Annotated in this window: 23 protein-coding genes and 1 other annotated feature; of the genes, 20 read left to right on the top strand and 3 right to left on the bottom strand. The window is 32.8% G+C overall.

Annotated features, from left to right (window positions below; all coding sequences use genetic code 11):
- The first annotated feature begins 1 nt into the window (after position 1).
- The 3 genes from ABG79_RS07645 (at position 2) to ABG79_RS07635 (ending at position 2,653) form a co-directional block, all read left to right on the top strand.
- Complete coding sequence (locus ABG79_RS07645; RefSeq protein WP_057978794.1) at positions 2-523, top strand: chromate transporter; 522 nt, start codon at positions 2-4, stop codon at positions 521-523.
- A gap of 90 nt (positions 524-613) precedes the next feature.
- Positions 614-2,095, top strand: a complete 1,482-nt coding sequence (gene spoIVA / locus ABG79_RS07640; protein ID WP_057978792.1) for a stage IV sporulation protein A — start codon at positions 614-616, stop codon at positions 2,093-2,095.
- 75 nt (positions 2,096-2,170) lie between these two features.
- Positions 2,171-2,653 carry a 4Fe-4S binding protein gene (locus tag ABG79_RS07635; protein ID WP_057978791.1) on the top strand — a complete coding sequence of 161 codons (483 nt, stop codon included), beginning with the start codon at positions 2,171-2,173 and terminating at the stop codon, positions 2,651-2,653.
- Positions 2,654-2,685: 32 nt separating this feature from the next.
- On the opposite strand, the gene ABG79_RS12745 is transcribed toward ABG79_RS07635, so the two are convergent.
- Entirely contained in the window at positions 2,686-2,811 is a 126-nt protein-coding gene (locus tag ABG79_RS12745; protein ID WP_278287119.1) for a hypothetical protein, read from the bottom strand.
- 461 nt (positions 2,812-3,272) lie between these two features.
- Between ABG79_RS12745 and ABG79_RS07625 the strand changes: the two genes are divergently transcribed.
- The 6 genes from ABG79_RS07625 to ileS all read left to right on the top strand — a co-directional run bounded on the left by ABG79_RS07625 (position 3,273) and on the right by ileS (position 9,042).
- Positions 3,273-3,974 carry a YggS family pyridoxal phosphate-dependent enzyme gene (locus ABG79_RS07625; RefSeq protein ID WP_057978787.1) on the top strand — a complete coding sequence of 234 codons (702 nt, stop codon included), beginning with the start codon at positions 3,273-3,275 and terminating at the stop codon, positions 3,972-3,974.
- Positions 3,974-4,408, top strand: a complete 435-nt coding sequence (locus tag ABG79_RS07620; protein ID WP_057978785.1) for a cell division protein SepF — start codon at positions 3,974-3,976, stop codon at positions 4,406-4,408. Before ABG79_RS07625 ends, ABG79_RS07620 begins: the two co-directional genes overlap by 1 nt.
- A gap of 20 nt (positions 4,409-4,428) precedes the next feature.
- Positions 4,429-4,695, top strand: a complete 267-nt coding sequence (locus ABG79_RS07615) for a YggT family protein (RefSeq protein WP_057978783.1) — start codon at positions 4,429-4,431, stop codon at positions 4,693-4,695.
- Between the two features lie 8 nt (positions 4,696-4,703).
- Positions 4,704-5,462, top strand: coding sequence for a YlmH family RNA-binding protein (locus ABG79_RS07610; protein WP_057978781.1), 759 nt, complete (start codon positions 4,704-4,706; stop codon positions 5,460-5,462).
- Positions 5,463-5,473: 11 nt separating this feature from the next.
- Positions 5,474-5,950 carry a DivIVA domain-containing protein gene (locus ABG79_RS07605; RefSeq protein ID WP_057978780.1) on the top strand — a complete coding sequence of 159 codons (477 nt, stop codon included), beginning with the start codon at positions 5,474-5,476 and terminating at the stop codon, positions 5,948-5,950.
- 57 nt (positions 5,951-6,007) lie between these two features.
- Positions 6,008-6,201: a binding site (T-box leader), on the top strand.
- Between the two features lie 45 nt (positions 6,202-6,246).
- Positions 6,247-9,042: an isoleucine--tRNA ligase gene (ileS, locus tag ABG79_RS07600; RefSeq protein ID WP_057978778.1), complete on the top strand. Its 2,796-nt coding sequence runs from the start codon at positions 6,247-6,249 to the stop codon at positions 9,040-9,042.
- Between the two features lie 131 nt (positions 9,043-9,173).
- On the opposite strand, the gene ABG79_RS07595 is transcribed toward ileS, so the two are convergent.
- The gene (locus ABG79_RS07595) at positions 9,174-9,446 is read right to left on the bottom strand and encodes a hypothetical protein (protein ID WP_057978776.1); all 273 of its coding nucleotides are present in this window, start codon (positions 9,444-9,446) and stop codon (positions 9,174-9,176) included.
- 104 nt (positions 9,447-9,550) lie between these two features.
- On the opposite strand from ABG79_RS07595, the gene aroB reads away from it, so the two are divergent.
- From aroB to aroA, 4 genes are read left to right on the top strand one after another with little or no spacing between them, the layout of a single operon-like run.
- The gene (gene aroB, locus ABG79_RS07590; protein ID WP_057978774.1) at positions 9,551-10,618 is read left to right on the top strand and encodes a 3-dehydroquinate synthase; all 1,068 of its coding nucleotides are present in this window, start codon (positions 9,551-9,553) and stop codon (positions 10,616-10,618) included.
- 3 nt (positions 10,619-10,621) lie between these two features.
- Positions 10,622-11,311 carry a 5'-methylthioadenosine/adenosylhomocysteine nucleosidase gene (locus ABG79_RS07585; RefSeq protein ID WP_057978772.1) on the top strand — a complete coding sequence of 230 codons (690 nt, stop codon included), beginning with the start codon at positions 10,622-10,624 and terminating at the stop codon, positions 11,309-11,311.
- 8 nt (positions 11,312-11,319) lie between these two features.
- Positions 11,320-12,093: a 3-deoxy-7-phosphoheptulonate synthase gene (gene aroF / locus ABG79_RS07580; protein WP_057978770.1), complete on the top strand. Its 774-nt coding sequence runs from the start codon at positions 11,320-11,322 to the stop codon at positions 12,091-12,093.
- Positions 12,094-12,097: 4 nt separating this feature from the next.
- Positions 12,098-13,402, top strand: coding sequence for a 3-phosphoshikimate 1-carboxyvinyltransferase (aroA, locus tag ABG79_RS07575; RefSeq protein ID WP_057978768.1), 1,305 nt, complete (start codon positions 12,098-12,100; stop codon positions 13,400-13,402).
- 126 nt (positions 13,403-13,528) lie between these two features.
- Here aroA and ABG79_RS07570 read toward each other — a convergent pair whose 3' ends face one another.
- Positions 13,529-14,092: an ECF transporter S component gene (locus ABG79_RS07570; protein WP_057978767.1), complete on the bottom strand. Its 564-nt coding sequence runs from the start codon at positions 14,090-14,092 to the stop codon at positions 13,529-13,531.
- Positions 14,093-14,225: 133 nt separating this feature from the next.
- Here ABG79_RS07570 and ABG79_RS07565 point away from each other — a divergent pair, with 133 nt between their 5' ends.
- The 7 genes from ABG79_RS07565 (at position 14,226) to ABG79_RS07535 (ending at position 20,250) form a co-directional block, all read left to right on the top strand.
- Complete coding sequence (locus ABG79_RS07565) at positions 14,226-14,504, top strand: DUF5665 domain-containing protein (protein WP_057978765.1); 279 nt, start codon at positions 14,226-14,228, stop codon at positions 14,502-14,504.
- Positions 14,505-14,516: 12 nt separating this feature from the next.
- Positions 14,517-15,122: a TraR/DksA C4-type zinc finger protein gene (locus ABG79_RS07560; protein WP_057978763.1), complete on the top strand. Its 606-nt coding sequence runs from the start codon at positions 14,517-14,519 to the stop codon at positions 15,120-15,122.
- Positions 15,123-15,191: 69 nt separating this feature from the next.
- On the top strand, positions 15,192-15,638 hold the full coding sequence (gene lspA, locus ABG79_RS07555) for a signal peptidase II (RefSeq protein WP_057978760.1): 447 nt from the start codon (positions 15,192-15,194) through the stop codon (positions 15,636-15,638).
- 12 nt (positions 15,639-15,650) lie between these two features.
- Positions 15,651-16,568, top strand: coding sequence for an RluA family pseudouridine synthase (locus tag ABG79_RS07550; RefSeq protein WP_057978758.1), 918 nt, complete (start codon positions 15,651-15,653; stop codon positions 16,566-16,568).
- A gap of 147 nt (positions 16,569-16,715) precedes the next feature.
- The gene (gene pyrR, locus ABG79_RS07545; RefSeq protein ID WP_057978756.1) at positions 16,716-17,252 is read left to right on the top strand and encodes a bifunctional pyr operon transcriptional regulator/uracil phosphoribosyltransferase PyrR; all 537 of its coding nucleotides are present in this window, start codon (positions 16,716-16,718) and stop codon (positions 17,250-17,252) included.
- 66 nt (positions 17,253-17,318) lie between these two features.
- Positions 17,319-18,563 carry a uracil permease gene (uraA, locus tag ABG79_RS07540; protein ID WP_057978754.1) on the top strand — a complete coding sequence of 415 codons (1,245 nt, stop codon included), beginning with the start codon at positions 17,319-17,321 and terminating at the stop codon, positions 18,561-18,563.
- Between the two features lie 106 nt (positions 18,564-18,669).
- Positions 18,670-20,250 (top strand): DEAD/DEAH box helicase, encoded by a 1,581-nt coding sequence (locus ABG79_RS07535; RefSeq protein ID WP_057978752.1) that lies wholly within the window; start codon positions 18,670-18,672, stop codon positions 20,248-20,250.
- Positions 20,251-20,351 lie beyond the last annotated feature (101 nt).

Genomic DNA, 20,351 nt, shown 5'->3' with positions numbered 1-20,351 from the left:
TATGATTATATACAAACTTTTTATCACTTTCTTCAAAATAGGGCTATTTAGTTTTGGTGGTGGCTATGCAATGTTGCCATTGATACAGCAACAGGTAGTTTTTATAAATAAATGGCTTACTCAGAGTGAATTTATTGATATAGTTGCAATTTCACAAATTACTCCTGGTCCAATTGCAATTAATAGTGCAACATATATTGGTTATAAGGTTGGAGGTTTTTGGGGTTCATTAATATCAACAACAGGTGTATCATTACCATCAGTTTTAGTTATGATGTTGATTATTAAGTTTATAGAGAAGTTTAAAAAAAGTGACTACATGGAAGCAGCATTTTCAATATTAAGACCAACAGTTTTAGGATTAATTCTTGCTGCTGCACTTTCAATTACTCAAAGTTCAGTAGTAGATATAAAGGGGGCTATAGTTTTTTTAACAGCTTTGGCTGTCTCATTGAAGTTTAAAATAGACCCGATTGCTATTACAATTATAGGCGGGATATTAGGATATGTTTTGTATAAATAGCTAATTTTATAATTAGCTATTTTTTTTGTTCTAAAATAAATTTTAAATAAATATATATGAATTAGATAAAATGTGTTAGGAGGTTGAACTGTGGAGGAATTCAATATATATAAAGACATTGCTGAAAGAACCCAGGGAGATATTTATGTAGGGGTAGTGGGCCCAGTAAGGACAGGTAAGTCAACATTCATAAGAAGGTTTATGGAATTATTAGTTTTACCTAATATCAGTAACGTTCATAAGAAAGAAAGAGCAAAGGATGCACTTCCGCAGAGCGGATCAGGGAAAATTATTACAACAGTAGAGCCTAAATTTGTTCCTAGCGATGAAGCAGTTGAAATTGAGCTTAGTGATAATGCTAAAATGAGAGTTAAAATGGTTGATTGCGTAGGTTTCATGGTTCATGGGGCTACAGGACACTTAGAAAATGACCAGATAAGAATGGTTAAAACTCCATGGTTTGAAGAGGAAATACCTTTTACTGAAGCAGCTGAAATTGGAACGAGAAAGGTTATCAATGAGCATTCAACAATTGGTGTTGTGGTGACTACAGATGGGAGCATAACAGAAATACCAAGAGAGAACTATATTGAGGCAGAAGAAAGAGTTATTAAGGAATTACAAACATTAAATAAACCTTTTATAATAATTTTAAATACAACGCATCCATATAACCCGGATACTATTAACTTAAGAAAGAGCATTGAAGAAAAATATGGAGTTCCAGTTTATATTACCGATGCAGCTAATATGAGAATTGAGGATTTGAACAATATATTTGAAAAGGTTCTACATGAATTCCCTGTCAAGGAAATAGGAATCAAATTGCCTGATTGGGTTGAACACCTTGAAAATGAACATTGGTTGAAGAGAGATTTTATTCTTGCTGTCAAGAATTCAGTTAAATCACTCCTTAAAATTAGAGATATTAAACCGACGATTAACACATATAAAGAATATGAATTTGTAGGAGATGTATCGCTTGACGAGATGCGCCTTGGAGAAGGAAGCGCTACTTTGACAATGAAAGTTAAAGAAGGACTATTCTACAGAGTTTTAGGAGAAATCTCTGGATTTACAATCGGTGGAGAATTTGATTTATTAACTTTGATGAAGGATTTAACTGTGGCTAAACGAGAATATGACAGAATTTCAAATGCATTAAACGAAGTTAAAGAAACTGGATATGGGCTAGTTCCACCTCAGATAGATGAACTAAAGCTTGAGGAACCTGAAATTGTGAGACAGGGAAATAGATTTGGAGTAAAACTTAGGGCAAGTGCTCCGTCGCTTCATATAATTAAAGTTGATGTAGAGACCGAAGTTTCACCAATAGTCGGAACAGAAAAGCAAAGCGAAGAACTAGTTAAATCATTGCTAGATGAATTTGAAAACAATCCACAAAAGATATGGCAGGCGAATATGTTCGGAAAGACGCTTGAAGAGCTTGTCAAGGAAGGATTACAGAACAAGCTTTATAAAATGCCTGACGATGTTCAAGATAAATTGCAAAAGACACTTCAAAAGATAATAAATGAGGGTAATGGTGGATTAATATGCATTATACTATAAAGCTCCCATTTGGGGGCTTTTCTTTATTGTTAGATTGTGATATAATACCCCTACAAGGTATGCGGGAGGGGTATTATGAAAAATATTATTAACAAAAGATTCTTGATTCAAGGAATTATAGGGGTTACGCTGTATGTATTAATTTCTATGTTTCATTTAAGTTTAATCTATATTTTAATTGCAGGAAGTATGATAGGTGTTGTATTTGGAAAGGCATTTTGCAGGTGGATTTGTCCAATTGGTTTTATTATGGAGTTAATGTTTAAAGAAAGTGAAGATAGAAGAAAGCAGCAGATGTATATGTATTACAAAGCAGGATGCCCAATAGCATGGATTAGCGGTTTTTTAAATAAATACAGCATATTCAAAATTAAAAAAGATACTAATACCTGCATAAGTTGCGGGAAATGCGACAGAGTCTGTTATATAACATCTTTAAACCCTGATTTTAGTCTTTACAAAGATGAAAAAATGGATCCAGCCAAAAATTATAAATGTTCTAAATGTCTTGAATGCGTAAAGGAATGCCCTGTAAACAGCTTGAAAGTAGGAATATAGGTAAATTAAAAAGGTCCCTTTGGGACCTTTATTTAAAATGAAAAGTAGTCATTCATCTTTATGCAACCCTGATTTTTAACCTGGCTTTTCTTTTCCTTCTTATTAGAAGTTTTAATTACTATATCTTCCTTTACCTTTGTAATATTGCCGATTTCCATAATATCATCCCTTTCTATCAAATTCAATTTTTCTGGGCTATGTTCGGCTCTAGGTAAAAGATTCATCATTTTTGTGGAAGACCTTTTTTAAGGCTGCCACACCTAACGCTAACATGTTATAACCTCCCAATCAGCAACCGTTTGTTTATATTTATATAATAACACTAACTGTTGTATAATACAAACGTTGCTATTCATTGCTATCTTTGTTTAATCCATTTTATCCAGCGTTAATATCAATAGCTTTGTTTTTCCTCAAATCTCCTTAAATCTTCTCGATTTTCCTACATACTTTGATGTAAAATGCTTGAGTTTTCAAAAAATTAATATTAAAATTGTATTTGTAATGGAGCTAGAATTATTTTATTTATAAAAATATCAAAAACAAAAATAAAAATGAAGGATTTTAATATTTTTTGTAGAATTTTTATATTATGCCTTAGAATTTAAGGAGTGGTTTTATGGGAATAGAACAAAATATAGCTTATATACTTGAAAGAATAGAAAAAGCTGCCAACAGAGCTGGAAGAAATAAAGATGAAATTATTTTAGTCGCTGTAAGTAAAACACATCCTATTGAAAGCATATTAAAGGCTAAGGAGTGTGGTATAAATATTTTTGGAGAAAATAAGGCTCAGGAATTAATCCAAAAGTATCCACTTATCGACGATGTAAAATGGCATTTCATAGGTCACTTGCAGAAGAATAAGGTAAAATATATTATCGACAAAGTTGATATGATTCATTCACTTGATTCAATTGAACTTGCTAAAGAAATCGACAAAAGAGCGGAAAAAAATCAAATTAAGATGAGAGTATTAATTGAAATAAATATAGGTAAAGAGGACTCAAAATCTGGGATATATGAAGAGGAAATATATAGTTTTATGGAAGAATTAACTAAATATAAAAATTTAATAGTATCTGGAATTATGACAATTCCTCCGCTAAATATTGATTCAGATAAAACTAGAGAATATTTCAGACGAATGAGACAAATTTTTGATGAAATAAAAAATTTAAAATATGATAATTTTGACATAAAATATATCTCAATGGGTATGACCGACGATTTTGAAATAGCTATTGAAGAAGGTGCAAATATAATTAGAATTGGAACTGGAATATTCGGCAAAAGAATTTATAAGAGGGAGGGAGAATAATGTCAAATAAGATATTAAGACCTTTTAATAAAGTAATGGGGGTTTTAGGCCTTAGCGAAGAAGAGGATTTTGAAATTGAGGAACAGGAGGAAGAACTTGATATTGAGCCGGTTCATAATAATAGGAATAACAATAAAGTGGTCAGCATAAAAACTTCATTTCCAAAGGTTTTGCTAAAAAAGCCTCAGGATTTGGAAGATACTATTGATATTATTGAGGCAATTAAAGCAAAGAGAATAGCAATATTAAACATGGTTAGTCTTGAACACGCTCTAGCGCAGAGAATGCTTGACATAATTGTTGGAGCTTGTTACGCATTAAATGGCGATATACAAGAAATAGCAAAATCTGTATATCTTGTCGTTCCTGATGCGGTTGAAATTACAAATGAGCTAAGAGAGCATTTAGATAAGAATGCTTTTATTAGTTTATAACATGAAATGGAGGAGTAAATTTGATATACACGTTATTTAGAGCAGTCAATCTTTTTATTGATTTGCTTGAATGGTTAATTTTTATTCAGGTAATTGCATCATGGTTCCCACAAATTAGAAGGAATCAAATTTTCAGATATATTGATTTAATCGTTGAGCCTGTGATGGCTCCTTTTAGAAGTATTCAGTTCAAATTAATGCCCAACACAATGATTGATTTTTCACCAATTTTTGCTTATATAGCACTTGAATTTATAAGAAGAATTTTAGTTAACATATTATTTTAGGTGATAAAATGGAACAAATAAAAGTAGACGGATATTTAATAAATAAAAATATTTATCTTAGTTTTATAAATAAGATTGAACTTGCTAAAAATTATCAAATTGTTTTTACTGATTTTATAAACCCAGAAGAGAAGGCAGCTTTATTGGCCCTTTGCCGGCAAAATGATGTAAATGTTAATTTTTATGGCGATGATAATTTTGAAAGAACTGTGGCAAAATTATTTAAATTAAATGATTACGCTGAATATCCAATAGATGTATTAAAGGTAGAAGGAAATTTTAAATTTGAACGAGTAGAACATAGGGATTATTTAGGAAGCCTTCTCTCATTGGGGATTAAGAGAGAAAAGATAGGGGATATTAATGTATTCGATGATGGAGCAGAAATATATATTTTAAAAGAATTGAGCGATTATGTAATTTTTAATTTGGAAAAAATAAAACATACGACAGTCAAAATAAAAAAAATTGGTTTGAATGAAGCCCGTGAGAAGTTGATTAAGTTTAAAACTTTAAGCTTAAACGTTCCTTCGTTAAGATTAGATGCAATAATATCTGAGCTTACAGGAGAATCCAGAAATAAAGCTTCTGAGATTATTAAGAATGAAAATGTAAAGGTTAATTTTAAGATTATTAAAGAGACCGATAAGAAAGTTGAGCCTAATTCAACAATATCAATCAAAGGATATGGAAGATTTATAGTTGGGGAGTGTTTAGGCGCAACTAAAAGCGGAAGGCTTGTGGTTGAAGCAAAAAAGATAATTTAGGAGGGGTAAAAATGTCTATTACACCAAATGATATTGCGAATAAAGAGTTTAAAAAAGTATTTAGAGGTTATGATATCGATGAGGTTGATGACTTTCTTGAACAAATAGTTGAGGAATACGAAAGAATCTATAAGGAAAATATAACTCTAAAGGAAAAGATAAGTTCTCTTAATGATAAAATAGAACACTATTCAAATATGGAATCAACTTTACAGAATACGCTTGTTCTTGCACAAACAGCAGCTGAACAGGCAAAGGAGAACTCAAGAAAAGAATCTGAAATGATTTTAAAGAATGCTAAGGATAAATCTGAGGAAATAATTAGACAGGCAAATGAAAAGGCTAATAGCATTGTTTCTGAGGCACAACAAAAAGTATTAAACATAAACAAAGAATTTGAAATGTTGAAACAGGAATTTAATATGTTTAAATCACGATTTACTGGGCTATTAAATGCGCAGCTTGAAACTCTTGAGAAATTTGAATAATAAATTATTTATATTGACATGAATTACATATTGTAGTATATTAATGAATAAATTTAGTTAAAAACTATGATAGGGACGAGTAAATAGTATGGGATTTGACAGAGAGTGGGGTAAGGTGAAAGCCCATAAATTGCCAGCTATTGAAAATCACCCTTGAGTTGCAGGCTGAAAAAAGTAAGCCGAGCCGGCGTAGCCGTTATTCATTAGAGTGACAAATTTGGGTGGTACCGCGAGCAGACTTCGCCCCATGGGGGAGGTCTGTTTTTTTTATGGAAAAATAAAAGGGAGGTTATAATATGGATTACAGCAAAACTTTGAATTTGCCACAAACGGAATTTGCTATGCGTGCAAATTTACCACAGAAAGAACCAAATATACAAAAAGAATGGGACGAATTAAATATTTATAAGAGGGCATTGGAAAAGAACAAGAACAATACTCCATTTATACTTCATGATGGTCCTCCATATGCAAATGGGGATATCCATCTCGGACACACACTAAATAAAATATTAAAGGATTTGATTAACAAATATAAGACAATGAGAGGGTATTATGCGCCATATGTTCCTGGATGGGATACTCATGGACTTCCAATTGAGCTTCAGGCGCTTAAAAAACTTGGAATAAAGGTGCATGACGTTTCAACAAACGAATTTAGAAATATGTGCCGTGATTATGCGCTTGAACAAGTTGAAAAACAAAAGGAACAATTTAAGAGACTTGGCGTTATTGGTGACTGGGATAATCCTTATTTAACTCTTGCACCAGAGTTTGAAGCAAAGCAAATAGAGATATTTGGAGATATGGCTGAAAATGGGTATATATATAAAGGACTAAAACCAGTATATTGGTGTCCTTCTTGTGAGACTGCGCTTGCTGAAGCGGAAATAGAGTATGAAGATGAAACTTCTAATTCTATATATGTTAAATTTAGATTGCTTGAGGATAAAGGATTATTCAGCAATCTAGGATTAAGTTTAGATAATATATATTATGTAATCTGGACTACTACAACTTGGACATTGCCTGCGAACCTTGCAATTTGTTTGGGGCCGGATTTTGAATACGTTCTTGCAAAATTTGATAATGAAGTTTATGTAGTTGCTAAAGAGCTGCTCGAATCTTTAAAGAAGGTAGCAAAACTTGAAAATGAAGAGATAATTGCATCCTTTAAAGGAAACCAACTTGAAGGACAGGTTTGTCATCATCCATTCTTTGATAGAGAATCAATAATTATAGTTGGGGACCACGTTACTTTAGAATCGGGAACTGGATGTGTTCACACTGCACCTGGACACGGTGAAGAAGACTTCTATATTGGTCAAAAATATGGATTAGATGTCTTGAATCCTGTAGATGGAAAAGGTAGATTTACTGAACAGGCAGGAAAATATGCTGGCTTGACTTATAAAGAAGGCAATAAAGCAATTTTACATGATTTAAGAGAAAGCAATATGCTTTTAGCAGAAGAAAAAATAAGCCACTCCTACCCTCATTGCTGGAGATGCAAAAATCCAATTATATTCAGAGCGACTGAACAATGGTTTGCATCAATAGAAGGTTTTAGAAATAAAGCAATTGAATCCATAAAGGAAGTTAACTGGATTCCTGAATGGGGAGAAGACAGAATTGAAAGCATGGTTGCTGACCGCGGCGATTGGTGTATATCAAGACAAAGAACATGGGGTGTTCCTATTCCAATATTCTATTGTGAAGACTGTGGAAAGGAACTTGTAAGCAAGGATATTATTTATCACGTTGCAGAAATTTTTAAAGCTAAAGGTTCAAATGCATGGTTTGAAATGAGTCCAAACGAATTGCTGCCAGACGGAGTTAAATGTTCATGTGGTAGCAGCAGCTTTAGAAAAGAAACAGATATTATGGACGTTTGGTTTGATTCAGGCTCAAGTCATGTTGGAGTTCTTGAAACAAGAAGCGACCTTTCCTGGCCTGCTGACCTTTATCTTGAAGGAAACGACCAATACAGAGGATGGTTCCAGTCTTCATTACTAACTTCAGTAGCGACAAGGGGAAAAGCTCCGTATAAAACAGTAATTACACATGGAATGGTTGTTGACGGAGAAGGCAAGAAGATGTCTAAATCGTTGGGCAATGGAATCGACCCTCTTGATGTAATAAAGGAATATGGAGCCGATGTATTGAGACTTTGGGTTTCATCAGCAGACTATAAGAGCGATGTTAGAATGTCAAAGGATATTTTAAAGCAGCTTTCAGAAGTCTATAGAAAGATTAGAAATACAGCAAGGTTTCTTTTAGGTAACCTTTCAGATTTCAATCCTGACAAGGACATGGTAAATTATGAGGAAATGAACGAACTTGACAAGTGGGCATTGCTAAAATTACAACATCTAATTAAGGATGTTACTGATGCCTATGAAAATTATGAATTCCATATTTTGTATCATGATATTCATAATTTCTGTGTAGTTGATATGAGTAATTTCTATCTTGATATTATAAAGGACAGATTGTATACAGAAAATCCATCTTCAAGAGAAAGACGTGCTGCACAAACTGTTTTATATGATATACTTGATGCTCTTGTAAAGATGATTGCACCTGTTCTTTCGTTCACAGCAGATGAAATATGGAAGTATATGCCTAAGTCAAGCAAGAATGATTATGTAAGCGTTCATCTTGCTGATTGGCCAGCTGTAGAAGAAAAATACGTTGATAAGGAACTTGAGAACAGATGGGATAATATTCAAAGAATAAGAGCAGAGGTTCTAAAGGCCCTCGAACAAGCAAGAGTAAACAAAGTGATAGGTCACTCGCTTAACGCTCGAGTAGATATATACGCAGAAGGTGAAACTTATAATTTCTTGAACGAAATTAGAAATTATTTGGAAACCGTATTTATAGTTTCAAAGGTTAACCTGATTGAAGGAATGAAAACAGCACCTGAAAATGCATATAAGGGTGAAGAAATTAAAGAAATTGCAGTTTCAGTAACTCAAGCTGCTGGAGAAAAATGCGAAAGATGCTGGATATACAGCGAAACAGTAGGGAATGATGCTGAACACCCAACTCTATGCTCAAGATGTGCAACTGTTGTTAGAAGCTTATAAATTTTGGTGAAATAATTTATACCCCATGATATGATTTCAATTAGCTCGACTTATGAATTAAACGATTAAAAGAACGAGCTTATACTGACGAAATCAATCATGGGGCGTTTTATGCAATTTAAATTGCAAAGTTAGACTTTATATTTATGGTCCAAAAATAAAGAAAATAGAAAATTTGTAATCGCAGCTACAGCAAAAATTAAAGAAAATAAAAAGTTTGCAATATCTAAAAATCCTTCAGTTGCAGTTTTGCCTTTGTAAAAACTTAAAATAGAAATTAAGATGAAGATTAAGCCTGGAATATATTTAACAAGCCTAATTCTTTTAAATAACCTAAAAAACATATAAGTCAATATAGCTGATATTAATGATGTTGCAACTATTAATGTTAAAAATCTACCCATTCGATCACCTCTGTTTTTAATTTACTTATATTATCCTACAAAATATATTCTTTTATCAAGTTTGTGGTATAATATTCTTAAAATAATTTTTAGAGGTATGTAGTATGAAGGAAATTAAGGTGAACGCCTCAAAAAAATATAGCATATATATCACTTCAGATTCGAATTTGTTGAGGACAATTGTTGAACTTAACAAAATACACTCAGTCTTTATTGTTACAGATGAAAATGTATATAATTTACATAAAAATTTATTAGATACCATCAGCAATTTAATAAGCGGAATATATATAATTCAGCCAGGTGAAAAAAGTAAAAGTATTGAAACGATTATGGGAATTTATGATAAAATGATAAATTTGGGCATAGGTAAAAAAACTTCAATAATAGCGTTTGGAGGCGGAGTCGTAGGTGACATAGCAGGGTTTGTTGCTTCTACCTATATGAGAGGTTTAGATTTGATTCATATCCCAACAACACTGCTGGCACAGTGCGACAGCAGTATTGGTGGAAAAAATGGATTTGATTTTTTAAAAATAAAAAATATAATAGGCACTTTTCATCAGCCCAAATTCATATTTTCAGAAGTTAATTTATTAAAAACATTGGAGGAAAGACAATTTATAAACGGATTAGCCGAAGTTATAAAATATGGAGTAATCAGTGATAAGAATTTGTTTGAATATTTGTTTCAAAATAGGCGAGCAATTTTAGAGATGGAATGCGACAAACTAATTCATATAGTTTATCAAACTTCAAAAATCAAGGCATCGATTATAGAAAAGGATGAACTGGATTTGGGGGAAAGACATATTCTTAATTTTGGACACACAATAGGGCATGCAATCGAGAGCATAATGAATTTCGAGATACTGCATGGTGAAGCTATAGCTATTGGAATGCTTGTAGAATCATACATGGCATATAAACTTGGATATTTAAGAAGAGATGAATATGACAGAATTGCAACCTTGATTAGATATTTTAAATTACCAACTAATATAAAATTAGAGAATTATGATGAATTATTCTTATATATGAATATGGATAAGAAAAGAACTACAAATCAGTTAAAATTTGCTTTGCCTAAAGGAATAGGAAATGCTATAATTACAACTGATTTAAATGAAGCTTTAATTAAGGACTCGATAAAAAACTGCCTGGGAGGTTAATTTATGATAGGAATTATTGGAGCGATGGAAGAAGAAGTATTAAAAATTAAAGACATGATGGTCGTAGAAAGAATCGAGAAAAAGGCTAATATGGAATTTTTCATGGGAAGATTCTTAAATAAAGATATAGTAGTCGTTAGAAGCGGCATAGGAAAGGTAAATGCAGCAATATGCACACAAATTTTGATTGATGATTTTAATGTAGATTATGTTATAAATACCGGTGTTGCTGGAAGAGTAAATGAAAAACTAAATCCTGGCGATGTTGTAATTTCAAAAGATTTAGTTCAACACGATGTAGATGGGACTTGTATAGATTACAAACCCGGACAAATACCTCGAATGGTCGATTACTTTTTTAGAGCTGATGAGAGGTTAATTGATGCTGCTCTAAAGGCAACAAAGGACATTACTGAATTTGACGTATACATTGGAAGAATTGCAACAGGCGATCAGGTTATAGCAGATTCAAAAAAATTAATTTGGCTTAAAGATACATTTGACGCGCTTGCAGTAGAAATGGAAGGTGCGGCAATCGCCCATACTTGTTATGTTAATGGTGTTCCGTTTGTGGTTATTAGGTCAATATCGGATTTTGCTGATGAAAATCATGCTGCCGATTATGATAAGTATATTAATATTGCAATTGAAAACTCTATTTCAATATTGAACAATATGATTGAACAACTGTAGGTGGTAATATGGTAAAGAAAATTACTAAGGGGTCCAGAAAAAATAATGAAAAACTATTGATGATTGCAGGGCCTTGCAGTGTTGAGAACTATGAAGTTATGGATAAAACGGTTTCTTTCTTAAAAAATTTAGGAGTTGAATACATTAGAGGAGGAGCGTTTAAGCCACGAACTTCACCTTATAGTTTTCAAGGTCTTGGAATGGAAGGCGTTGAAATATTAAAGGATATGAAAACTAAATATGGTGTTAAGATAGTTTCTGAAGTTTTAGACATAAGGGACCTTGAAGAAATGATTAACTCTGTCGATGTTATACAAGTTGGCTCGAGAAATATGTATAATTATCCACTGTTAAAAGAGATAGGCAAAACTAATAAGACGATTTTATTAAAAAGAGGCATTTCCGCAACGATAGAAGAGTGGTTAAATGCGGCTGAATATATAGCACTTGAAGGTAATGATGATATAATACTCTGTGAGAGAGGGATTAGAACATTTGAAAATTATACTCGAAATACGCTTGATTTAAATGCTGTTCCAGTCGTTAAAGAAAGGACCAGTCTACGCATTATAGTAGACCCAAGCCATGGAACCGGAAGAAGAGAGCTTGTTTATCCAATGAGCCTTGCATCAATTGCTGCAGGAGCTGATGGCCTATTGATTGAAGTTCATCCAGAACCGGAGAATGCTCTCTCAGATGGCTTTCAATCTGTAAATTTTGAGGAATTTGAACTTATATATAAAAGGGCGAATGAAACATTTAAATGTGTTCATAAGAGGTGATTTTATGGACTTGATTTCTAACAAATCAAATGAACTAAAAGGAGAGGTCAAGCTTCCTGGTGATAAATCTATTTCACATAGAGCAGCTATTATATTGCCACTGTGTCATGGAGATGCAGTGGTTAATAATTTTTTATTTGCAGAGGACACTGTTAATACTTTGAATGTGATGAAGATGCTCAATGCTAGAATTAAAATTAGAGAAAATGGTATTCACATAAATTCAAATGGCATAAATGGGCTAAAAAAAGCAAATAAATTATTGTATGTTGGAAACTCTGGGACATCGATTAGATTGTTGTCGGGATTATTATCTGCATTAGATGGCAAATTTGTGTTGTATGGTGATAATTCTCTTCAAAAAAGACCTATGAAAAGAATTATTAAACCCTTAAATTTAATGGGAGCTAGAATAAAGTCTCTTTACGATAATGATTTAGCACCGTTGATAATTGATGGCGGAAGATTAAAGGGTATTGAATATAATATGGAAGTTCCATCGGCGCAGGTTAAGTCGGCATTGCTGTTAGCTGGTTTATTTGCAGAAGGAAAAACAGCAGTTGAAGAAATACAAAAAACAAGGGACCATACCGAAAGAATGCTTAAATTTCTTGGAGCAGATATATCAATTGAAGACAATATAATTAATATAAAATCTGGTAATTATTTATTAGCAAAGGATATAGACATTCCGGGAGATATAAGCTCAGCGGCATTTATTATTGCTGCTGCTGCATTAACTGAGAACTCAGAAATAATTATACATGATGTGTTGCTGAATGAAACAAGAACAGGATTTATAGATATATTTAAAATGATGGGTGGAGAAATAGAAATTATTCAACATGGAATATCTAATAACGAACCAACAGGAAGCATTATAATTAAGAGCAGCAAATTACGTGGAATAAAAATAAGCGACGAATTTATTCCGAGGCTTATTGATGAGATACCATTGATTTCAGTATTAGCTGCCTTTGCAGATGGTGAAACTATAATTCATGATGCTAAGGAATTAAGATATAAGGAAAGCGATAGGATAAAATCGATAATACATAATCTAAATATTATGGGGACGCATGTTGAGGAATTTGAAGATGGAATGCTTATAAGAGGGAACACATATACTAAAAAAGACGAATACAATTTTGAATCCTTTGACGACCATAGAATAGCAATGGCTTTTTCTTTAGTTGGATTGATATTGGGTAATACAAAAGTTATAGGATGTGAAAATGTAAGAACTTCTTTTCCTGAATTTGTGCAAATATTGGCTTCATTAGGAGCAAAAATATATTCAATTTATTAATATAATAATTAATTACAATAAATTATCAGCCCTTGAGCGATTATAAAGGTATCATCTCATAAATTAATTACGCTTTATTTTTCGTTCAAGGGCTTTAATTTATTTAATCGTGTCTAAAAACTAAAATTATTCTATTTTTAAGTTCAAAGCTTTCACAACTGCAGTAACTATTATTACTGCGACAAGCATTTCAAGTATTCCATTTTTTAATGCTATAATTAATAGGAATTTCCCTAACGTTTCTATTGCAATTTTTCTTATGTTTGAAAAAGCTGAAGCTGCAAAAAAATAAATCATAGACAAAACAAGAACGGTATTAGTTATAGTTCCTAGAGCAGCTGTAACTGATGCATTTTTGCTTTTTTTGTAAACAATAGAAGATACTATGCCTATCATTATTCTTGGAAAAATCGATACTAAAGGGTTAATAAATACTGGCGCCAATGGACCTGATAGATTGCTGATAAGGCTTGATACTCCAAAAATTAACCCAACTATTATTCCGCCAAGCATTCCTTCAACTATTGCAGCAATTATTACCGGGATATGCATAAAAGTAATTCTAATTGCTCCAAGCTGAATGTAACCAAAAGGAGTAAAGCTCATAAAAATAGCAATAGCACTTAAAAGGGCTATTCGCGTCAATTTCTTTACAGAAATTTGACTTTTAATTTGAGTATTAATTTGCATAAAAACACCTCCATGTTCCGGCCTTAAAGGTCCAGACATATTATAATTTTATTTTAACAGCAAATGGAAATATAATCAATTTAAATTACATAAGAAAAATTAAATTAGGCAAACTAATAATGGAGGGTTTTATATGATTAATAACGATGAAATAGAAGTTCTTAATAAAATATCTTCTCAGCTTGAAAGGGCAAAGTTCGGAGAATATATTGATTTAATGCAAAACCCTTCAAGGATGATTTTCTTAAATTTTGTTTCAGGAATTGCAAGGGGATTTGGAATAGGTATAGGTTTTACTATATTAAGTGCACTCGTTGTTTTTGTCCTACAAAGGTTGGTAGTTCTGAACTTGCCTTTGATTAGCGGTGTTATTTCGGAAATAATAAGGCTTGTTAAATATAGAGTCCCATAAGGAGTGATGAATTTGGAAGCTTCAAAAATTGAAAAATATAAAGGCAAATTGCAAAATGAAAGAGAAAATTTAATGAAGACTATTAATTCGATGTATGAGAGTGGATTGGCCGCACCACAGAGGGAAGAAATAGGTGAATTATCAGTTAACGATAATCATCCCGCTGACGTAGGAACAGAAATGTTTGATAAGGAAAGAGGTTTTGCTCTTTTATCAAATGAAAAAAACATGTTAGTTCAAATAGATAATGCTCTAGAAAGAATTGAGAATGGAAACTATGGAGTATGTGAAGTATGCGGCAAAGAGATAGAAGAGGAAAGGCTTGACTTTCTGCCATATGCATCAAGATGCGTAAAGTGCGAGAATGAAAAAGTTAATCACAATACCTTTAGATACGACAGACCAGTAGAGGAAGGAGTTCTTAATTATCCCTTTGGAAGAAGCTTTAATGATATAAGCGAATCAGTTGAATATGATGGGGAGGACGCATGGCAGGATGTTGACGAGTTTAATAAAATACCAAAATTTAAAAGAAATTACGAGGATGAATATATAAGTGGAACTGTAGAGGAGACAGACAATATTAGCAATCAACAGTATAAAAATCAATTGCCATAAAAAGAGACTTGCAACATTGCAAGTCTTGTTTTATGATTTTAATAGCGACTTAATGAAATGGGGGATACTATGCAACTAGTTTTTATTGCCTTGATATTTTTAATCGATCAATTAACAAAGATATTAGCAAAAACAAAATTACTTTATTCCAACGGTGTGAATATTATTAATGGAGTATTTGAATTTGTGTATGTTGAGAATAGAGGTGCAGCGTTTGGAATTCTTAAAAACAAGAAGTTTTTTCTTGTTGGAGTAACAACATTTGTTATCGGAGGAATGCTTTACTATTTGTTTACAAATAAAGAATTAAACAAATGGTATCGAGCAAGTCTGATTTTGATAGTAGCAGGTGCGATTGGGAATCTTTATGACAGAGTATTTAGGGGTTATGTAATCGATTTTATTCATGTTTATTATAAAACTTTTTTTGATTTTCCAGTGTTTAATATTGCTGATATTTCAGTGGTTATTGGAACTTTTTTACTTGCTTTAACTATGCTTTTTACAAAAGAATGATGGAGTGATTTTATGTCAGATGGTAAAATCTTTATAGTAAATCAAGAAGATGTAGGGATGAGAATAGATGTTTTTTTAAGTGATAAAATAGTAGATATGTCTCGTTCAAGAATTCAAAAGCTGATAGAAGAAGAAAAAATTATAGTCAATGATAAAATAACTAAGAGCAATTATAAATTAAGATTAAATGACGTAATAAAAGTAGAAATACCAGAACCTGTCAAGTTGGAAATACAGGCTGAAGATATTGATATCGATATTTTATACGAGGATGACGACGTTGTAGTTGTAAATAAACCTCAGGGGATGGTAGTTCATCCTGCCGCTGGTAATTATACTGGAACATTAGTTAATGCACTGCTAAAAAAATGCAAATCATTGTCTGGAATAAATGGAGTGATAAGGCCGGGAATAGTTCATAGGATTGATAAGGATACTTCTGGGGTTCTTGTTGTGGCAAAGAATGATTTGGCTCATCAAAATTTGGCAGAACAAATAAAAGAACACTCAGTTAATAGAATTTATATAGCCTTAACTGAAGGTGTTGTAAAAGAGGATTACGGCACTATAGACAAACCTATCGGAAGGCATCCTGTTTTAAGAAAAAAAATGGCTGTTGTAGAAAATGGAAGAAGGGCAGTAACTCATTTTAAAGTATTAGAAAGATTCAAGGAAAACACTTTGATTCAAGCCAAGCTTGAAACTGGAAGAACTCATCAGATTAGAGTCCATATGGCATCTATAGGACACCCGTTAGTTGGAGATCCAGTTTACGGTTACAAAAAACAAAAGTATAAATTGCAGGGTCAAGCGCTACATGCAAAGACACTTGGATTTGTTCATCCAAGAACAGGAGAATATATGGAATTTTCAGCAGAACTTCCAGAGTATTTTACAGATTTAATAGAAAAATTAAGAAAAATAACTTGATTATTGTAGAAATATGTGGTATTTTAATATAAAGGTTACCTTTAAACAGTCCAGTGAGGCTGTAAGGAGTGGGATAAGAAAATATGAAAGTATTGCCGACTTCTTACAGCTGCCTGTAGGAAGTTTTTTTATTAAAGGGGTGAGAAGATGCGAGAAAAGGCGGTGCTTTTAGATGACAAAAGCATACAAAGAGCACTAGTGCGTATATCTCATGAAATTATTGAGAAAAATAAAGGTGTAGAAAATGTTGTTCTTTTAGGAATCAAAACAAGAGGGGTTCCATTAGCAAAAAGAATTGCCAGTTATATTGAATCCTTTGAAGGGTTTATGGTTCCTGTTGGAACAGTAGACATCTCATTATACCGTGACGATTTAACTGAAAAATATGAAGAACCACATGTTGAAAAAAACAAACTTGACTTTGACATTAAAGGCAAGAAAGTAATACTAGTAGATGATGTAATATTTACAGGAAGGACTGTAAGAGCTGCTTTGGATGCAGTGATGGATTTAGGACGACCAAAATCAATTCAACTTGCGGTATTGGTAGACAGAGGGCATAGGGAACTGCCAATAAGACCAGATTATGTTGGGAAAAATGTCCCAACTTCTTTAAACGAAGTAATAGAAGTTAGGCTTAATGAGACAGACAACGAAGATAAGGTTATTATTATTGAAAAATAACCTTTAAATTAGTCCAGCGAGGCTAATAAGGGGAGAAATCCCCAATACAAGAAAGGGGAGCTTAAAATGAAAAATTTTATCGATGTTAACGAAAAACCATCTTTAGGTAAGGCTATTCCACTTAGCCTTCAACACCTATTTGCAATGTTTGGTGCATCAGTGTTGGTTCCAATATTATTTCAAATCGATCCATCTCTTGTATTGATTTTCAATGGAATTGGAACATTACTTTATATTTTCATTACTAAAGGCAAAATACCATCCTATTTAGGTTCAAGTTTTGCATATCTTGCACCTACTTTCTATATAATGCAAAAGTTTGGATACGAATATGCGCTTGGAGGATTTATAGCTAGTGGATTGATATTTATATTAGTTGCGGTAATAGTAAAATATACAGGTGTAGAATGGTTAAACAAATTGTTTCCTGCAGCTTCTATGGGTGCTATAGTTGCTATAATAGGTCTAGAATTGGCACCAGTTGCAGCAGATATGGCTGGATTTACTGCCAAAGCACTAGATATAAAGGTTATAACTGTATCGCTAATTACATTTATAACTGTTGTATTGGGTTCTGTAGTATTTAAAGGATTCTTGAAGGTTATACCTGTTCTAATTGGTATTATTGTTGGTTATGTAAGTGCATTTGTGCTAGGATTGGTCAATTTTGATTCAGTCTTATCAGCTAATGTGTTTGTATTGCCACATATATATGCTCCTAAATTTAACCCCATAGCAATATTGACTATTGTTCCAGCTACATTTGTTGTGCTTGCTGAACATATAGGGCATCTTGTGGTTACAAGCAACCTTGTTGGAAGGGATTTATCAAAAGACCCGGGGCTTCACAGGTCGTTATTAGGAGATGGATTATCTACAACAATTTCAGGATTATTCGGTTCTGTCCCAACGACTACTTATGGTGAAAATATTGGAGTTATGGCTATAACAAAGGTTTATAGCGTCTGGGTAATAGGTGGAGCTGCTATTATCTCAATTATCCTTTCATTCTTTGGTAAATTATCAGCATTGATACAGGGCATACCAACGCCTGTAATTGGAGGAGTATCGCTTCTATTATTTGGTGTAATAGCTACATCAGGATTTAGAATGCTTGTAGAAGAAAAAGTAGATTACAGCAAACCCAAGAATTTGATTTTAACCTCAGTTGTTATGACAATTGGTTTAAGTGGCGCCCACTTAAACATAGGTCAGGTTCAGCTTAAGGGTATGGCACTAGCAACTATCGTTGCTATAGTTATAAACTTGTTCTTTATACTATTTGAAAAATTAGGTGTAATGAATGAATGATTTAGTGCCGGAATTATCCGGCACTATGTTTTTATTAGAATTATAAAAATAAAATAACACAAAATAATATTAAATAATTTTGTGAAATAAATTATGAGGTGATATAATGGAAAAATTAAAATTTATTGAGTTAAATGTTTCTAAGGAAATTTTAAGGGCAATAGAGGAGTTAGGATTTGAAGAAGCAACACCTATTCAATCCAGGGCAATTCCGGTTATTCTTGAAGGTAAGGATGTAATAGGGCAAGCTCAGACTGGAACAGGCAAAACTGCAGCATTTGGAATACCTGTTCTGGAAAAAGTTGATTCTACATTAAAGTCTCTTCAATCGATAATTCTTTGTCCGACAAGGGAACTTGCGGTTCAGGTTTCTGAAGAACTTAAAAAACTATCTAAATATAAAAGAGGGATCAACGTATTGCCAATATACGGCGGGCAGTCAATTGACAGACAGATTCATGCCCTTAAAAAGGGTGTCCAAATAATTATCGGAACTCCTGGAAGAGTGATTGACCATCTTGACAGGGGAACATTAAAACTAGACAACGTTAAAATGTTCGTGCTTGATGAAGCAGATGAAATGCTTAATATGGGCTTTATTGAAGATATAGAATATATTCTTGAAAAAACACCCGAAGATAAGCAGACGGTTTTGTTTTCAGCAACAATTCCAGAACCGATATTGAAATTAACAAAGAAATATTTGAAAAATCCTGAATACATAAAAGTAATTCATAAGGAGCTGACTGTTCCCACGATAGAACAGGGATATTTTGAAGTTAAGGAAGGCGACAAAATAGAAGTATTATCTAGATTATTAGATATTCACAATCCAAACTTAGCCTTAGTATTTTGCAATACAAAGAAAAAAGTTGATGATGTAGTAAACAGCCTTCAGGCAAGAGGCTATCTAGCGGATGCACTTCATGGTGATATGAAACAATCTCAAAGGGACAGGGTTATGTCTAAGTTTAGGAATGGACAAATAGACGTGTTGGTTGCAACGGATGTCGCTGCGAGAGGGATAGACGTTGAAAATGTAGAAATGGTATTTAATTATGATGTTCCACAGGACGAGGAGTATTATGTTCATAGAATTGGCAGAACAGGAAGAGCGGGTAAGGAAGGAAGAGCATATTCTTTTGTAGCCGGAAAAGAAATTTATAAATTAAGAGATATACAAAGATATGCTAAGACAAAAATAAAACTACTAAAGGTTCCAACTTTACACGATGTTGAGGAGTCCAGAGCTAATCTAATTATAGATAGAATCAAGACCACGATAAATGAAAATAATCTTGAAAAGTATAGTGATATAGTTGAAAGAATAGTTGGAGATGATTATACTTCGCTTGACGTTGCTGCAGCTTTACTAAAAATGGTAATTAATCTTGACAAGAAGGCAGACGATGTTGATAAGGAATTTGAAAGGACAGGTGCAGAACCTGGAATGGTAAGGTTGTTTATAAATGTAGGTAGAAACCAAAGAATAAGCCCAAGGGACATAGTAGGTGCTATCGCAGATAAAGTTAGAATTCCAGGGGATTTAATAGGAAGCATTGATATTTATGAAAAATTCTCGTTTGTAGAAGTTCCGGCCGAATATGCAAAGGAAGTTCTTGAAATAATGAAGGACAATACTATTAAGGGTAAAAAGGTAAATGTAGAAGTAGCTAAGGGTAAGTGATTATTTTAAACATATGAATAGCCCCATGATGGATTTTAAACTTTAAGTTAGTAAAATTAAATCTATCATGGGGTTAAGTTTTTAATTTATGATATTACTTG

Source organism: Caloramator mitchellensis (assembly GCF_001440545.1).
Taxonomy (GTDB): Bacteria; Bacillota; Clostridia; order Clostridiales; family Caloramatoraceae; genus Caloramator; species Caloramator mitchellensis.
The sequence above is the reverse complement of the archived record's forward strand: the minus strand, read 5'-3'. Positions and strand labels throughout refer to the sequence as shown.

Bases quoted from the DNA above. Each gene is read 5' to 3' on its own strand.
- ABG79_RS07645 (WP_057978794.1), top strand. From the start codon at position 2: ATGATTATATACAAACTTTTTATCACTTTCTTCAAAATAGGGCTATTT.
- ABG79_RS07635 (WP_057978791.1), top strand. From the start codon at position 2,171: ATGAAAAATATTATTAACAAAAGATTCTTGATTCAAGGAATTATAGGG.
- ABG79_RS12745 (WP_278287119.1), bottom strand. From the start codon at position 2,811: ATGGAAATCGGCAATATTACAAAGGTAAAGGAAGATATAGTAATTAAA.
- ABG79_RS07625 (WP_057978787.1), top strand. From the start codon at position 3,273: ATGGGAATAGAACAAAATATAGCTTATATACTTGAAAGAATAGAAAAA.
- ABG79_RS07620 (WP_057978785.1), top strand. From the start codon at position 3,974: ATGTCAAATAAGATATTAAGACCTTTTAATAAAGTAATGGGGGTTTTA.
- ABG79_RS07610 (WP_057978781.1), top strand. From the start codon at position 4,704: ATGGAACAAATAAAAGTAGACGGATATTTAATAAATAAAAATATTTAT.
- ABG79_RS07605 (WP_057978780.1), top strand. From the start codon at position 5,474: ATGTCTATTACACCAAATGATATTGCGAATAAAGAGTTTAAAAAAGTA.
- ileS (WP_057978778.1), top strand. From the start codon at position 6,247: ATGGATTACAGCAAAACTTTGAATTTGCCACAAACGGAATTTGCTATG.
- ABG79_RS07595 (WP_057978776.1), bottom strand. From the start codon at position 9,446: ATGGGTAGATTTTTAACATTAATAGTTGCAACATCATTAATATCAGCT.
- aroB (WP_057978774.1), top strand. From the start codon at position 9,551: ATGAAGGAAATTAAGGTGAACGCCTCAAAAAAATATAGCATATATATC.
- ABG79_RS07585 (WP_057978772.1), top strand. From the start codon at position 10,622: ATGATAGGAATTATTGGAGCGATGGAAGAAGAAGTATTAAAAATTAAA.
- aroF (WP_057978770.1), top strand. From the start codon at position 11,320: ATGGTAAAGAAAATTACTAAGGGGTCCAGAAAAAATAATGAAAAACTA.
- aroA (WP_057978768.1), top strand. From the start codon at position 12,098: ATGGACTTGATTTCTAACAAATCAAATGAACTAAAAGGAGAGGTCAAG.
- ABG79_RS07570 (WP_057978767.1), bottom strand. From the start codon at position 14,092: ATGCAAATTAATACTCAAATTAAAAGTCAAATTTCTGTAAAGAAATTG.
- ABG79_RS07565 (WP_057978765.1), top strand. From the start codon at position 14,226: ATGATTAATAACGATGAAATAGAAGTTCTTAATAAAATATCTTCTCAG.
- lspA (WP_057978760.1), top strand. From the start codon at position 15,192: ATGCAACTAGTTTTTATTGCCTTGATATTTTTAATCGATCAATTAACA.
- ABG79_RS07550 (WP_057978758.1), top strand. From the start codon at position 15,651: ATGTCAGATGGTAAAATCTTTATAGTAAATCAAGAAGATGTAGGGATG.
- pyrR (WP_057978756.1), top strand. From the start codon at position 16,716: ATGCGAGAAAAGGCGGTGCTTTTAGATGACAAAAGCATACAAAGAGCA.
- uraA (WP_057978754.1), top strand. From the start codon at position 17,319: ATGAAAAATTTTATCGATGTTAACGAAAAACCATCTTTAGGTAAGGCT.
- ABG79_RS07535 (WP_057978752.1), top strand. From the start codon at position 18,670: ATGGAAAAATTAAAATTTATTGAGTTAAATGTTTCTAAGGAAATTTTA.